Annotated in this window: 12 protein-coding genes and 3 pseudogenes; 7 read left to right on the top strand and 8 right to left on the bottom strand. The window is 68.2% G+C overall.

Going from position 1 to position 13,620, the window contains the following annotated elements; all coding sequences use genetic code 11:
• Positions 1 to 32: 32 nt before the first annotated feature.
• Entirely contained in the window at positions 33 to 926 is an 894-nt protein-coding gene (locus V3N99_19830) for a haloalkane dehalogenase (protein MEO3938977.1), read from the bottom strand.
• Positions 927 to 1,307: 381 nt separating this feature from the next.
• Here V3N99_19830 and V3N99_19825 point away from each other — a divergent pair, with 381 nt between their 5' ends.
• Complete coding sequence (locus V3N99_19825; protein ID MEO3938976.1) at positions 1,308 to 1,724, top strand: ester cyclase; 417 nt, start codon at positions 1,308 to 1,310, stop codon at positions 1,722 to 1,724.
• Positions 1,721 to 2,209, top strand: coding sequence for a hypothetical protein (locus tag V3N99_19820; protein ID MEO3938975.1), 489 nt, complete (start codon positions 1,721 to 1,723; stop codon positions 2,207 to 2,209). Before V3N99_19825 ends, V3N99_19820 begins: the two co-directional genes overlap by 4 nt.
• A 290-nt stretch (positions 2,210 to 2,499) precedes the next feature.
• Here the strand turns inward: V3N99_19820 and V3N99_19815 are convergent.
• Positions 2,500 to 3,210: pseudogene (locus V3N99_19815) on the bottom strand (transposase).
• A gap of 261 nt (positions 3,211 to 3,471) precedes the next feature.
• Here V3N99_19815 and V3N99_19810 point away from each other — a divergent pair.
• Entirely contained in the window at positions 3,472 to 3,750 is a 279-nt protein-coding gene (locus tag V3N99_19810) for a DUF4242 domain-containing protein (protein MEO3938974.1), read from the top strand.
• Between the two features lie 39 nt (positions 3,751 to 3,789).
• Here the strand turns inward: V3N99_19810 and V3N99_19805 are convergent, their stop codons facing one another.
• Positions 3,790 to 6,741: an AAA family ATPase gene (locus tag V3N99_19805; GenBank protein MEO3938973.1), complete on the bottom strand. Its 2,952-nt coding sequence runs from the start codon at positions 6,739 to 6,741 to the stop codon at positions 3,790 to 3,792.
• Positions 6,742 to 6,972: 231 nt separating this feature from the next.
• Between V3N99_19805 and V3N99_19800 the strand changes: the two genes are divergently transcribed.
• Together V3N99_19800 and V3N99_19795 are read left to right on the top strand one after the other, a co-directional pair.
• Positions 6,973 to 8,337: an FAD-binding oxidoreductase gene (locus tag V3N99_19800; GenBank protein ID MEO3938972.1), complete on the top strand. Its 1,365-nt coding sequence runs from the start codon at positions 6,973 to 6,975 to the stop codon at positions 8,335 to 8,337.
• A 288-nt stretch (positions 8,338 to 8,625) separates the two neighbouring features.
• Entirely contained in the window at positions 8,626 to 9,084 is a 459-nt protein-coding gene (locus V3N99_19795) for a site-specific integrase (protein ID MEO3938971.1), read from the top strand.
• Between the two features lie 485 nt (positions 9,085 to 9,569).
• On the opposite strand, the gene V3N99_19790 is transcribed toward V3N99_19795, so the two are convergent.
• The 5 genes and pseudogenes from V3N99_19790 to V3N99_19770 form a co-directional block, all read right to left on the bottom strand.
• Complete coding sequence (locus tag V3N99_19790; protein ID MEO3938970.1) at positions 9,570 to 9,704, bottom strand: hypothetical protein; 135 nt, start codon at positions 9,702 to 9,704, stop codon at positions 9,570 to 9,572.
• A 382-nt stretch (positions 9,705 to 10,086) separates the two neighbouring features.
• On the bottom strand, positions 10,087 to 10,755 hold the full coding sequence (locus V3N99_19785) for a hypothetical protein (GenBank protein MEO3938969.1): 669 nt from the start codon (positions 10,753 to 10,755) through the stop codon (positions 10,087 to 10,089).
• A 53-nt stretch (positions 10,756 to 10,808) separates the two neighbouring features.
• Positions 10,809 to 10,991: pseudogene (locus V3N99_19780) on the bottom strand (EAL domain-containing protein).
• A gap of 15 nt (positions 10,992 to 11,006) precedes the next feature.
• Complete coding sequence (locus tag V3N99_19775) at positions 11,007 to 11,147, bottom strand: hypothetical protein (protein ID MEO3938968.1); 141 nt, start codon at positions 11,145 to 11,147, stop codon at positions 11,007 to 11,009.
• An 88-nt stretch (positions 11,148 to 11,235) separates the two neighbouring features.
• A pseudogene (locus tag V3N99_19770) lies at positions 11,236 to 11,460 on the bottom strand (diguanylate cyclase).
• Between V3N99_19770 and V3N99_19765 the strand changes: the two are divergent.
• On the top strand, positions 11,404 to 11,796 hold the full coding sequence (locus V3N99_19765; GenBank protein MEO3938967.1) for a hypothetical protein: 393 nt from the start codon (positions 11,404 to 11,406) through the stop codon (positions 11,794 to 11,796). The pseudogene V3N99_19770 and the gene V3N99_19765 sit on opposite strands and share 57 nt — an antisense overlap.
• Positions 11,787 to 13,415 (top strand): sialidase family protein, encoded by a 1,629-nt coding sequence (locus V3N99_19760; GenBank protein MEO3938966.1) that lies wholly within the window; start codon positions 11,787 to 11,789, stop codon positions 13,413 to 13,415. Before V3N99_19765 ends, V3N99_19760 begins: the two co-directional genes overlap by 10 nt.
• Positions 13,416 to 13,620 lie beyond the last annotated feature (205 nt).

The raw sequence follows: 13,620 nt of genomic DNA, 5'->3' as shown, positions 1-13,620 counted from the left end.
GGTGTGTGCTGCACCCAGGGGCGGGTGCCGCCTCACAACCGACGCAGCAACCCCAGCACCGCCTCCCCGATCTCGGTCGGTGAGTCCTCCGGCACGAAGTGGCTACCGGGCACGGTCACCTCGACCAGGTCGGGCCAGGACCGGGCGACCTCGCGCTGGCGCCCAACCAGGATCGACCCCGGCTCGGCGTTGACGAACGTCTTGGGCAGCCCTGGGTAGGTCCCCAGCCACTGGTCGTAGGCCGCCACGATGTCGTGGACATCGGCGGGGGTGCCCTCGATGGGGATCTCCCGAGGCCAGGTCAACGTCGGCCGACGCGACTCACCGGCCTCGGTGAAGCGGCGTCGGTAGACGGCCATCTCCGCCTCCCCCAGCTCGCGCAACACGCTGGCGGGCAGGATGCGCTCCACAAACACGTTGTCCTCCAGCACCAGCCGCTCCCCCACCCCCGACCGCATCGCCTGGAAGATGCCCGTCGCCGCGGCCGGCCAGTCGTCCCAGGTCACCGGGGTCACGATGGCCTCGGTGAACACGATCCCCACCACCCGGTCGGGGTGGCGTCGGGCCCAGTGGAAGCCCAGTGCCGAGCCCCAGTCGTGGATGACGAGGACCACCGGCCCCTCAGGTACCACGGCGTCGAACCACGCATCGAGGTGCTCGGCGTGGTCGACGAACCGGTAGGACCCCGTCGAGGACACCCCACTGTCCCCCATCCCCACCAGGTCCGGGGCCAGGCAACGGGCGTGCGGTGCCACGACACCGATGACGTTGCGCCACAGGTAGCTCGACGTGGGGTTTCCATGCAAGAACACACACACCGGCTCCGCCCCACCCGGCGCACCTGTATCCACGTACGCCATCGTCGTGCCCACCACGTCCACACGGCGCCGCTCGTAGGGATCCACCGGGTCAATGTTCGCAGCCATGCACCGAACCTAACGGGTCCGCCGCGACCAGACCCCCCACACCCACCGGCCCACCGCCCACCGCAACTGCCACGGCAGAAGCCAGCCCCCGTCCTGCAGATCGCTATGGGTCACACGGGACGGATTTGGAAACTCGTCTCGGCGGCGCGCGCCTCGTGCGCGGCGGTTTCCGCGGTGAAGGGTGAAGGGGCGGACGTTCGTCCATCGGTGCACCTCGCATGATCGCCTCCCAGGGCGCTACTACGCACAGAAGCTGGAGTGGTGCCGAGGTCATCGGGCGAACAAGGCCTTTGTCTACGCTGCCCCCGTTCGAGGCTGGACTAGGGTCCTGCTGTACGCCCGCGCAGTCAGCCACGGTCCCGAACGACGAGGAGCATGACCATGAGCAAGGATCGCAACGTCGCCGCCCAGCAGGCCTTCGGTGAGGCCGTCAACTCGGGCGACCTTGACGCCTTCGACCAACTGGTGGCCCCCGACGCGGTCGACCACGACCCCGCGCCCGGCCAATCGCCCGGCCCGAACGGCTACAAGTCCTTCTTCGGCGAGATGCGCACGGCGTTCCCCGACCTTCATGTCCAGGTCGAGCACCTCGTGGCAGATGACGAGAGCGTCGCTTTCGCCTACACGCTGACCGGCACGCACAAGGGCCTCTTCCAGGGGCACGAGCCGACCGGCAAACAGATCAGCGTCCGTGGCGTCCAGGTCAGCAAGTTCGACGACCTCGGGATGCTCGTCGAGCGCTGGGGAAGCACCGACGAGATGACGCTGATGAACCAGCTCGGCATCGGCGCCTCATGACTGCGACGTCGCCTCTGAGACCGGGCCGCGCCCTCCTGGCGGGGCTCGCGGCCGGGGCAGCAGGCACCACGGCGCTCAACGCCGTCACCTACCTCGACGTCGTGATGCGTGCTCGTGGGGCCAGCAGCACCCCCGAGGACACTGCCGTGAAACTCGCCCAGAAGCTCGGCATCGAGATTCCCGGCGACGAGGCCGAGCGAGCCAACCGCATCGCCGGTCTCGGACCCCTCATGGGGATCGCGGCAGGGCTCGGGGTGGGCGCCACGGTCGGACTCGCCCGAGCCTTTGGCTTCCGGCCGGCTCTCCCACTCGCCGGGATCCTCGCCGGCGGACTGGCCATGGTCGCGACGGACGCGCCGATGGCGGTCCTGCGTGTCTCCGATCCACGGACCTGGGCGCCGACCGACTGGTTGAGCGACGCGGTCCCGCACCTCGTCTACGGCGTGGTCACCACGGTCGTCGTGGCGGCCCTGCACCGCAGCTGACACCCGCGCGGGCACGACCCACGTCACCCACCAAACTCAGATGTTGAACGGCCACGGTGGGTCTCCCGAGGCCAGGACTTTGCTGGGGCGACATATCGCCGCGATCCGGGCGGTCGCTCACGACCTCCCGACGTGATTCCGCTTGCTCCACCACTTCACCCGACTCAAGGCCGTCGGCCGTCGGAGGCTTGCGTCTGGTCCCCGCAAACGCGGGTCAACCGCTGGTGGCCAAGTAAAAGTGGCTCACCTGGGACTGATGTGTGGGTGGATTATGCGGCGAGACGTCCGCCGATGAGGGCGTCGGCGTCCCTGAACCCGAAGGCCATCCTCATCAGGAGCCGGATCTTGGTGTCTGTGGACTCGATCAGGGCGTTGGATAGGTCGTGTTCGAGCATGTTCTCGATCGCGGTTCGGTGGCGGCGGATTTGCGGGCTAGCTCGACGAACGGGGTCAGCCTGGAGCGGGATGCCCAGGCCAGCCAGTCGTCGAGCAGGTGGGAGCCGTGGGCGCCCTTGATCCGGATGACCTTGCGGACCGCCTCCCTCAGCTCGTAGGCGCGGTGCAGCGGCTTGCTCGTGGCAGCAATCCAGGCCAGCTTCACCTGCTGGGGCTGGGTCAGGTCACCGGGGTTCTTCCACAACGCGTACCAGGCGTCGTTCCACACCTGCCGGCGGACCGCGGCCGCGCTTGTACGAGATCTCGTCGATCCCGATCCGCCGCAACCCCTGCAACGGGTCCCGACCCGCCTTCGCCTCGTCCGCGAACCGGGTGACGATCGGCTCGACCGTGCGCCACGCGATCCGCAACAGCTGACACACCGTGTACGTCGCGGTCGCGACCGCCAGCCAGGCGACGGTGTCGTCGAACGCGGTTGTGTGCCCGCGCCGTGCCGCGCCCACGGCACGTGGGCGACCACGACCCCGTGCTCCGGGCACGACACCCGTGGGGGCGTCGGCCTCCAGCCACACCGGCAGCACCCCGGCGTCCACATGCCGCCACCGGCCACGCTGACGACGCCCCGTACGCACCGAGGCGACGATGACTTTCGGTGGTCCTGAGGTGATCGTGGGTGAGCGTAGGTGTCGCCGTTCCCGGTAGCCGAGGTCCTCCACCCGATCCGACCCGAGGAACCCCGGTCGCGGAACCCGTTCAGGGGCAACCCACGTAGGGCGGTTCCAGCGCATCCTGGTTGGCGACGCAGAGCTTCGGAGGCGGCGGTCCCTGGGCTTCCGTGAGCCTGCCGAGCGGTCTATGGTCGATATATGCCTGTCTTCATGATCGAGCGCCAGTTCGCGGAGGAGTTGGAGTCCGTCGATGCGCCGGGTCTGAAGCAGATCAACGACGAGGAGCAGGTGCAGTGGCTGTACTCGTTTCTGTCCAAGGACAAGCGCAAGACCTACTGCCTGTACGAGGCGGAGTCTGCGGATGCAATCCAGGCCGCCGCGCAGCGTGCAGGGATCCCGGCCGACATGATCATCGAGGTCAGCCAGACCATCCAACCGGACGGGACGTACAGCCCACTTCAGGCAAGCCCACCCTGACCTCAGCGCGGGCCTTCCACCTGACATGACCCGAAAGCGTCACTGACCTGTGTCGACCCAGCTGTTGGCCATTGCCAGCATCGCGGCCTGCGTCCGGTTGGCCGCTCCTGTCTTGATCAGGATGCTGCGCACATGGTTCGCGGCGGTGTGCGGGCTGATGACCAGTTGCTCGGAGATGCTCTGGTTCGAGGCGCCACCCACCAGCAGGGCAAGCACCTGCAACTCCCGCGAGGTCAGTTCCGCCCTGCGCACTCCCTTGACCAGTCGAGGAGCGTGTGTGACGAGGGCCGGCTGGTCCAGTAATGCGATCACCTCGTCGACGATGGTCACCACGCGCCGATGACCTACCGGCTCCGCGAGCGCGCGGGCCCGTTCGGCAGCGGCGCGCGCCTCCACCCGGTCGGCTGTGCGCTCGCTGGCGGCCAGATGCCGGGCCCGGGCTGCGAGGGTGGTGGCCAGGTGCACCCGGGAGTCCGACCGAGCGTCCAGGGCCTCCGCCGCATCGAACAGGGGCACTGGGTCGCCCTCCCCGAGTGCTGAATCCACGCAGGCCAGGTAGCGGTCGGCGCTGCCCAGCATGGCGACGAACTGCCCGGAGGCAAGGTTCAGGCCGTGGTACTCCTGCAGCAGTGGCCGCAAACGGCGGAGAGCGACTTCGTCACCGACGAACAGGGCCGCCTCGACGAGGAAGCCCAATACCGCGGGCCACAACGCGGAGTTTCGTGCGTCGTCAGTGATGTCGACGGTCAACGCACTCAGGAGCGCGGATGCGGGTTCGGCCATCTCGAGCGCCGTGTACAGGGCCAGCAGCCCGGGCGCCCAATGCTCGTCCGGGTCCTCGTGGCCGGTGATGAAGGGGCGAACCTCCTCCAGTCGCCCAGTCTCACGTCGGACCATGAACATCTGCACACCGAAGAGCCCCTCGGTGTCGTCGCCCTCCCAGTCGCTGCTGATGCGCCGGACCTGCTCCGCGTCACGCTCAGCGCCGGCGAAGTCCCCACGCATGAATCGCATGCCGTAGCTGATCGTTGCCACCCAGAAGTCGTAGTAGGGCAGGCAGCTGCGTTCGGCGGCCCACCGCATGTCCGCGGATGCGAGGTCGATCTCCTTGCGATCGCCCAGCATGTACCCCAGGGTGCAGCGGAAGAAGCCGGCGGATCCCAGCGTCTCAGAGTCGCGCAGACGCTTGGCCAGATCCGCGAGCTCTTGGGCTCGTGCGAGCGTGATGGGAGCACGGTGGGGGCTCAGCCCGTGCCACAGACCGGCGTCGAGAACGTGGGCCAGCAGCTCGTTGTTGTCGATCTTCCGGGCCCGGGCGAGAGTCGAATCGCTGAGCTCGACGGAGTCGCGGGTCATCCCCACGAATCCGATGGCGCGACCGAGGCTGGCCAGGGCGCGAACGTATGCGGGATCATCGTGGTCCGCGTCGTAGGCGCGTAGGGCGTCGGTCAACAACGCGGCCGACGTCGCTTCACCGAAGCGCCTCCCGGCGCGCTCGTGGGCCGTCGCCGCTGCCAGCCTGGCAGCCGGGTCCGCCGTCTCTTTGGCAACCTGGCGGCTCAACTCCATTGCCGAGGTGAATCGGCCGGCGCTGACCAAGCACGGGACGGCGAGCAGTAGTGCCTCATGACGCTGGACGGGATCGTCGGTCATGTCGGCAGCCTGCTGGAAGTATTGGGCTGCCTCCTCGTGGGCCAGCGCTCGTTCGGTCAGCACGCCGGCTTGGATCAGGTAGTGACCCGCCTTGACTGACATCTCCTTACCCAGCGCGTGCGAGAAGTGGTGGGCCAGCTGTTGGGTCCCGGTTAGCCCCGGTGACGGGCGGGCCTCCAGCGCGTGGCCCGCGCGGGCGTGGAGCCGCGACCTGCGAAGTGGGGGGATCACGTCGAGGACGGCCTGTCGCGCCAGTGCGTGGGCGAACCGGTAGTCCAGCCCGCCGGGGACGGACCCGAGCAGCCCGCCATCGACCGCCCGCTCAAGGCACGCCAGAGTCGTTTCCTCATCCATCGGGGAAGCGCCGAGCAGGAGCGGGACCGGGATGCGCTCGCCCAGGACCGCGGCCAGCTCGACGATCTCGCGGCTCGACTGCTCCAACTGCCCGATCCGCGACGCGTACGCGTCGCGGATCGTCCCGGGGACTCGCGGCGATCCCGCGCCGGTAGACCACCCGGTCTCGGAGCCCAGGTCGCGGCAGATCTCATGGAGGAGGAACGGGTTCCCACCGGTCTCGTCACGCAACCGCGAGGCCAACGGCTTGGCGCGATCCGACGAAAGGTGCGCTTCCAGCCGCAGGAACTCCGTGACGTCGGCTGTGTTGAGCCCCTCCAGGTCAAGCCGATGGACCCCGGGGTTCCGGTACAGGTCCGTGATGGTTGCGACCACCGGCTCGGATCGATCGGGTGGAGTTGGTCGATGGGTGCTGACGATCAGCAGCCGGGCGTCGGTCAGGTGGTTGACCAGATAGGACAGCATCTGCAGCGTGGATCGGGTGGCCCAGTGCAGATCCTCCAGGACCAGCGCGACTGGCTGGACCGCGGCGACCCCACGCAGCGTCTCCACGACAGCGTCGTAGAGGTCCCGAGCCTGCCCGGCGCGCTCCACGGGACCGAGTTCCGGCCGGTCGAGCCCCACCAGCGACGTCAGTCGGTCTCGGACGTCGCCCTGCCACTCGGCTGCGATGACCCAATCGACAGCCGGGATCAGGGACCGGACTGGGTCCCGGAAGGGCTCGTAGGCCACAGGCGAGTCCGACAGGCAGTGCCCGACCAGGACGGCCACCCCCGCCCTGGCGAGTGCCGACGCCGCCTCGCTCACCAACCGGGACTTGCCAGCCCCGGGCTCACCGCCGACGAAGACGACCTGACGGGTACCCCTCTGGGCGGCGGCCCAGATCTCCTCGAGCGCGTCGAACTCCCCCTGTCGGCCGACGAATGCCGGCCCACTCGAACTGGCCCACCACGCTGGCAACGCAGGGGGGACCCAGGCAGACATGTCTCGACGGTAGCGGACGCCACGAACACCGGCGAGGGTCAGAGCCCAGCGGGGACTGTCCACGACTCGCAGAGGATTGACGGGCATAGGCATTTCTGATCACGCACGGACACCCACGGGCTGCCATGACGGGCACTTTTGGTCATGTGCAGGCGCTGCGCTCTCCTTAGCCTCGTTGAGGTCAACACCCACGCCCCGGTAGCCGCCCTGTCGGCCAGAAGGAGAACCCTGATGACAACCCTGGACATGCTTCGCGACGACATAGGCGGAACGGTGATCACCGCCGACGATCCGGGATACGACGAGGCGCGAGCCGTCTACAACTTCATGATCGACCGCCGACCCGAAGCTGTGGCCGTCTGCACATCGACCGACGATGTCGTCGCCGTGGTCAACTATGCCCGCGACACAGGAGCCGACCTGGCCGTGCGGGGCGGGTCTCACAGCGTGCCCGGCTTCGGCACCGCAGACCGAGCCGTCGTCGCCGACCTCTCCGGGATGCGCGAAGTCCGAGTGGACCCCGCCGCTCGCGTCGCCTATGTCCAGGGCGGCGCCACATTCAACGACGTCAACGTCGCCACGGGCGCCCACGGTCTCGCCACCCCGGGTGGGATCATCAGCACGACCGGTGTCGGCGGCCTAACGCTCGGAGGCGGCATCGGCTACCTGTCTCGGGCGTACGGGCTGAGTGTCGACAACTTGCTCTCGGTGGAGATCGTGACCGCGGACGGACAGGTCCGCATTGCCTCCGGGGAGGAGAACCCTGACCTCTTCTGGGCGACCCGGGGCGGCGGAGGCAACTTCGGAGTCGTCACCGAGTTCCGATTCCAGCTGCACCCCGTGGCCGACGTACTGGCGGGCCCGATGTTCTTCGAGCTCGCTGACGGACCGGCGGTCTTCAAGCACTACCGGGACCTGATCGCCGACGCGCCACGGCAATACGGAGGCTTCCCACTGTTCAACCAGGCGCCCCCTCTGCCGTTCATTCCCGAGGACCGGGTCGGCGAGCCGCTGTGCGCGGTGATGAACTGCTGGACCGGCGACGTGGCCGAGGGTCAGGCCCTGATCGACTCGTTCCGGCAGGTGGCCACCCCGGTGGCCGAGCACGTGGGAGTCATGCCCTTCGCGGACGTCAACGCCCTCTTCGACGGGTTGGTCCCGCGCGGGCTGCAGCACTACTGGAAAGCGGCCTTCGTCACCGAGCTCACCGACGACGCCATCGATGCCCACTTCGTGCACGGCCCGGGAGTTCCAGCCATGAACTCGACCATGCACATCTACCCGATCAACGGGGCCTGCCACGACGTCGCGGACGATGACACAGCGTTCGGGCACCGGGATGCCTCCTTCGCGACAGTGATCGCCGGCATGTGGCCCGATCCCGCCGATAACGAAGCGAACACCAAGTGGGTGAAGGACTACTACGCGGCCATCGCCCCGCACTCAGCGGCCGGTGGCTACATCAACTTCGCCGCCGCCGACGACCAAGCACGAGTCCCGGACAACTACGGCACCAACTACGAGCGGCTGCGCGAGGTGAAGCGCACGTACGACCCGCAGAACCTGTTCCACCTCAACCAGAACATCGTCCCGTAGGAAGCTCCTGCCGACTGCCCCGCCACCGATCGGGGCATTCAGCGCATGCGCCCGGCGCGCCCATCAAGTATCTGATCTCCTCGATCGGCCCAACGCCGGTGGTGCAGTCACCTACGACACCGACACCACAGAGAAGAGAAACATGTCGCAGAACCGTGCGCTGTCGGGTGCACCGCCTGGCTCAGCCCTGATCCACCGACGATGATTTCGAGCGTGTCCGATGGCGTCGTCGTCCGGTGATTTCCGGGCCTTGCCGTTGGTGGCGCCCCGACGCCACCTACCGAGATCGTGACGGCCATTGCCGAGATGGTGCCCGCAAGATACCGGGCCATGGTGGTCCTCGTGGCGTCCACAGGGATGCGCCAGGGCGAGGTGTTCGGGCTGACGGTCGACCGGATCGACTTCCTCCGCCGGACGGTGCGAGTCGACCGACAGCTCGTCGGCATCAGCGGCCACGCCCCGGCGTTGGCCCCGCCAAAGACCGACGCGAGCTATCGCACGATCCCGCTCCCCCAGGTCGCCGTCGACGCCCTCGCGACTCACCTCGCCGCCTTCCCCGTGGGGGACGAGGGGCTGGTCTTCACCGGCTCCGAGGGGCAGATGCTGCGCCGGTCCGCCTTCGGCAACGTCTGGCGTCAGGCGACCGACAGCCTCCTGATCCGGCACGGCGGGGTAAACCCGCAGGTCAGGGGCCTTGGGGTGGATGAGTCGGTCGATACGCCGGGGAGTGTTCTGGTCGTTCCGTGACCTGCGGCGATTTGCTCTTATAGGGCACCTGACCTGCAGTTTTACCGTGGATAGACGTTGCCTGTCGATGACAGTTTGTGGCCGTTCTGCGGACTTCCTGCGGACTCGGTGCGGACTAGGGGCTTGACGCCCTTGCGCGTTCGGCGTCCTGCAATCCGAGCATGACCGTGCCAGCTCCCAGCTGCGCTGGCGCCCGAGGTGCGTGCATTGACACCGGTCAGGACCCCACAGTCCACCCTGGCTCGGCCGGACCTACCCCCGCAGAATCACGACGAAGCAAACCAGTTACGACGGACCGTCATGTGTCCGTATTGAGCACGTCCCGAGGGGGACTTGCCCACTAGGGACACACGTCCTCACGGTTGACCTGAGGTGAGTTACCCGAACGGTAGCGATGCGCCCGGCTGGAGCACGGGACGGGCGGTCACACGTGATCGACCGGCGAACCCGACACTTCGCTGAGCGGTGCTGAGCTGTCCAGGCCATCAGCTGTAGGGGTCGGGCACCGTCGTCTCGTCCGCGTGGACAACGATCTCGACGTCACGCTCGAGGTATCGCCCGACGACCGGGGGCAGGCCTGCGGCGTGGGCGAAGCGGGCGTGGACCTTGGGGCAGGACAAGGGGCCACTCGGAGATGGGGTGGCGCCAGTGGACGACGACGAGGCAGCCGTCGGGCGTCGGTACATGAGCGATGCGGGCGATCAGCCGGTTGAGAGCGACGGGGCTGAGAAAGAACCCTGCCTCCGAGAGCACGAAAGATCGAAGTCACCTTCCGGCATCTCGGTCGAGACGTCACCAAGACGTAGCTCCACGTTGCGCAGGCCCTGCGTGAGGGCCGCCGCGGACACCGCCTGAACGGTGGGGTGCAGCGGTCGTCAACTCAGCCACACCCGGCAAGCCATGGGCGGTGAGGGGCCCGGAACAATCATGACCGCAGGTTCCGCTGCGACCGGTCCTCAAACACGTGGGTACTGCCGCAAGATTCCCCTGTCCCAGGTGCCGTTAGGGGGCGGGCTCGAAGCCAGCACGTCCGGCCGCTCCTGGATCCGTGAACCAGAGGTCAGGGTCACCCTGGTCGTAGCCGGAGTCGCCCGGGACGATGAAGGTCTTGGTGGACTCCCACGCCTTGACGGCGTGCCCAAGGGGCATGGCGCCATCGTCGATGGGGGCCGCCGACCCGACGCTGTAACCGCCGTCGCGGACCTCGTCCAGAGAGGACGTACGGCGACCCTCCCCCGCACGATCGAGGGCAGCGGCACCGTGGTCGCCCGACTCCTCCTCACCGTCGGCCGGCTGCCCGATGGAGGTCGCCTCCACGAGGTTGCCCTCTGCGTCCCAGACCCGCCCATCGGGCTCATCAGCCGTCCAGTCACCACGTTGACGCGACTCCTCTCCGGCGGCGATGTCATGCTTGGCCGGATCATGCTGGCGGCCGAACTCCTCGGCGGAGGCCCTTTTCGCCTCCTCGGAGTCCCCGGAGTCCCCGGAGTCCCCGGAGTCCCGAGTTTCCTCCTCGGTCTCGCGGGATCTGTCGGCCGACGCTACCGGCTCGGAAACAGCCGTCGTCGTCTCGGCCGGCCCGAGCGAGTCCTTGTCGCCCCCTGGCGTCGACTCACCGGTCATTCGGGACTCCTGCGTCTCGGTCACTGTCTTGCCCGACTGGTCCGTCACGGTGACTCCTCATGTGAACTGCGGTCAGCTCCGTTGCCTCCCACGTAGCCGAATCAATTCCCAGTCCCGCACCTCGCGAAACACCTGAACCGACGATCACGATCAAGGAACTGACCGGGGGCAAGGACGCCCCGCTCCGGGTGGTCCCACCTCACGAGGGCCTCGAGGCTGGCGCGGCGACCGTCCTCGATCCGCACGACGGGCTGGTACGACAGCCTCAGGTGGTCTTGCCCGACCGCGTCGACGAGGGCTTACCGCGTCCGGCCGTCCAGGTCGCGCTCAAGGGCGCCGTCCGACGAGAGGGTGAGGTGGCCGAGGTCCGGGTCCGCGACCACGACCCGCCCGCCACCGGCCTTCTTCGCGGTGTACATGGCCAGGTCCGCGTCCCGCACGGGGGGTGTCCAGTACGTCGTGCGTGCCGCCGAGCGCGACGCCCAGACTGGCCCGCATCCCGGCGTGTTCCTGCACCGCGCGACGGAACCGGCCCGCGACCACCGCCGCCGCGCGCAGCTGCTGTCGCGCGGTCGACGCCGGCGCCAGGTGCAGCAGCACCGCGAACTCGTCGCCTCCGAGGCGGGCGACGATGTCGTCGCGACGGGCGGTCGCCGCGAGGGCGCGGGCGACCGTCCGTAGCGTTGCACCCCCGGCGTGGTGACCCTGTCCGTTGTTGATCTCCTTGAACCCGTCGAGGTCGACGAAGACCACGGCACACCCACGGCTGAGGGCGAGCTTTACCTGTGCCTGATCAAGCGCGGTCGGGGTGTCCGGGAAAGCCGCTTCGCCGACGCGTTCGCCGGAGGCACGTTCGTGCACTACATGCTGCCGCCCTGGGCTGATCACCGCTTCCACGTGTCGGTCTCCGGCCGGGTCGAGGAGTCCTTCGTCAGCCAGGGCACGGTGGCGGACGGGGAGGGCCTGACCTCTGGACACTCCCTCAGCGGGAGGTCTACATTCATGGTCGTTGCCGTTCTCGCGGTGACGGATCGAGGGAGACGGCCATGCGCGGTCGGTCGGTCAGGGTATTCATCATCATGGGTGTAGCGGCGGTCGTCGCCGCTGTGGGCCCGGCCACCACAGGCCCGGCGGCCATCGGTGCCCCGGCGTCGAGCCCCCCACCTGGCTGGGTCCTGCATGCCCAGCGCTACGGCGGCAGCATCTCGGCCGGAGTGCGGGCCTCGCTCGACCCCGGCGTCGTCTCGGCGAAAGCGTCCGCGAAGTCGGCCGTCACGGCCACGACCGCGGGCGCGGCCGCGGGCGCGGTTAGGCTCCCGAACGTCGTCATGAACGACGACTCCTACCCACCCCTCCCGCAGAACGAGACCGCCGTCGCGGCCAGCACCAAAGACCCGATGGTCGCGGTCGCCGCCGCCAACGACTACGTCAGCGGGGGTGTGGTGGTGATGCGCACCCGCGATGGTGGCGCGCACTGGTCCAGCACCCGGATCATCCCCGAGTTCAAGCCGACCGGAGACTTCTGCAACGGCGGTGACCCCGCTGTGGCGTATAGCCGCCGCGACGGCGTCTTCTTCGTGTCCCAGCTGTGCTTCTTCCGCGAGCTTGCGCACTCAGAGGTCCAGGTGTTCGTCTCCAAGGACGATGGCGCCACCTGGACGGCCGGGCGGGAGGCGGCCCGCGCAGCCTCGACGTGGGACTACGCCACGAACACCGAGGACACGACGAACTTCTACGACAAGGAGTACATCGCGGTCGACAACACCCCGACGAGCCCGCACTACGGGCGCCTCTACGTCACGTACACCAAGTTCCACCTCCTGCCGAGCGGGTTCAGCGACTACTGCCCCATCCAGCTCGCCTACTCCGACGTCGTGCCGGCCATCAACCCCTTTCTGGCCACCTTCGCGCACGTCGCGGTGAGCCCCGACAACCCCGGAGGCAACGGCAGGGGCCCCTCGGCCAACCAGTTCAGCGTCCCCCGGGTCGAGAAGAACGGGGCCCTCGACGTCGCGTTCGTTCAGGAGGACTGCAATAGCTCTCTCGACGCCCACCTGAGGTTCCAGAAGTCCACCACCGGAGGCGCCAGCTTCCTGCCCCGATCCGTGGTCGTCGAGAAGCCGGGACAGTGGAAGGACAACCCCGACCCCGGGGACATCCTGGCCCCAACCGCGTTCCGCGCCCCCGAGACGGAGTCGCTGGCCTACAGCCCCCGTACAGGTACCCTGACCTACGTCGTGGCCAATAGCATCACCAAGCCGACCACAGGCACGAACATCTCGTACTGGCTCTCCCACGACGGGGGACTGACCTGGTCCGACGCCGCGACCCTGAGTACGGCCGCGGCCGGCGCCCCCGGTCCGGCTGCGCCCAATGACCAGTTCCTGCCCTGGGTCGACGCGACCCCTTCCGGGACGATCTATGCGATCTGGTTCGACCGGCGCCGGGACCCCGCCAACCGCAACATCGACACCTGGCAGGCCAGATCCACCAACGACGGACGCACCTGGAGCACCGCCCGTATCAGCACCGCCTCGTGGAACCCCGACCGCGGGTTCTTCACCTCCGGCGCCTTCATTGGCGACTACAACGGCCTCGCCGCCACCGACAGCGCCGTTTACCCGGTCTGGACCGACGGCCGCAACAACGCCATCAACCAGACCGGGATCGGCGAGACCGACATCGTCACCACCATCGAGACCCAATAACCTCAGGCCCGCCTGAATCGGCCTGATGGGCCTCATGGGTCAGGTAGCCCAGCGGTGGACAGGATCAGTCGTTCAGGGTGAACTCAGACCCGCTGCAGAATGTCGGCCATGACGCCGAAGAAGCCCCCTCTGTGGGCAGGACCAGAGTATGAGCCCTCGTGTCCGTCCACCAAAGGTCAAGAACGGCAGCGATCCACTGCGCCTC

Source organism: Dermatophilaceae bacterium Soc4.6, from assembly GCA_039889245.1.
Classification (GTDB): Bacteria; Actinomycetota; Actinomycetes; order Actinomycetales; family Dermatophilaceae; genus Lapillicoccus.
Note: the sequence above shows the minus strand (reverse complement) of the source record. Positions and strands in the feature narration are given on the sequence as shown.

Coding starts and splice junctions, on each gene's coding strand:
- V3N99_19825 (MEO3938976.1), top strand. CDS start 1,308: ATGAGCAAGGATCGCAACGTCGCCGCCCAGCAGGCCTTCGGTGAGGCC.
- V3N99_19800 (MEO3938972.1), top strand. CDS start 6,973: ATGACAACCCTGGACATGCTTCGCGACGACATAGGCGGAACGGTGATC.
- V3N99_19830 (MEO3938977.1), bottom strand. CDS start 926: ATGGCTGCGAACATTGACCCGGTGGATCCCTACGAGCGGCGCCGTGTG.
- V3N99_19820 (MEO3938975.1), top strand. CDS start 1,721: ATGACTGCGACGTCGCCTCTGAGACCGGGCCGCGCCCTCCTGGCGGGG.
- V3N99_19805 (MEO3938973.1), bottom strand. CDS start 6,741: ATGTCTGCCTGGGTCCCCCCTGCGTTGCCAGCGTGGTGGGCCAGTTCG.
- V3N99_19760 (MEO3938966.1), top strand. CDS start 11,787: ATGGGTGTAGCGGCGGTCGTCGCCGCTGTGGGCCCGGCCACCACAGGC.
- V3N99_19810 (MEO3938974.1), top strand. CDS start 3,472: ATGCCTGTCTTCATGATCGAGCGCCAGTTCGCGGAGGAGTTGGAGTCC.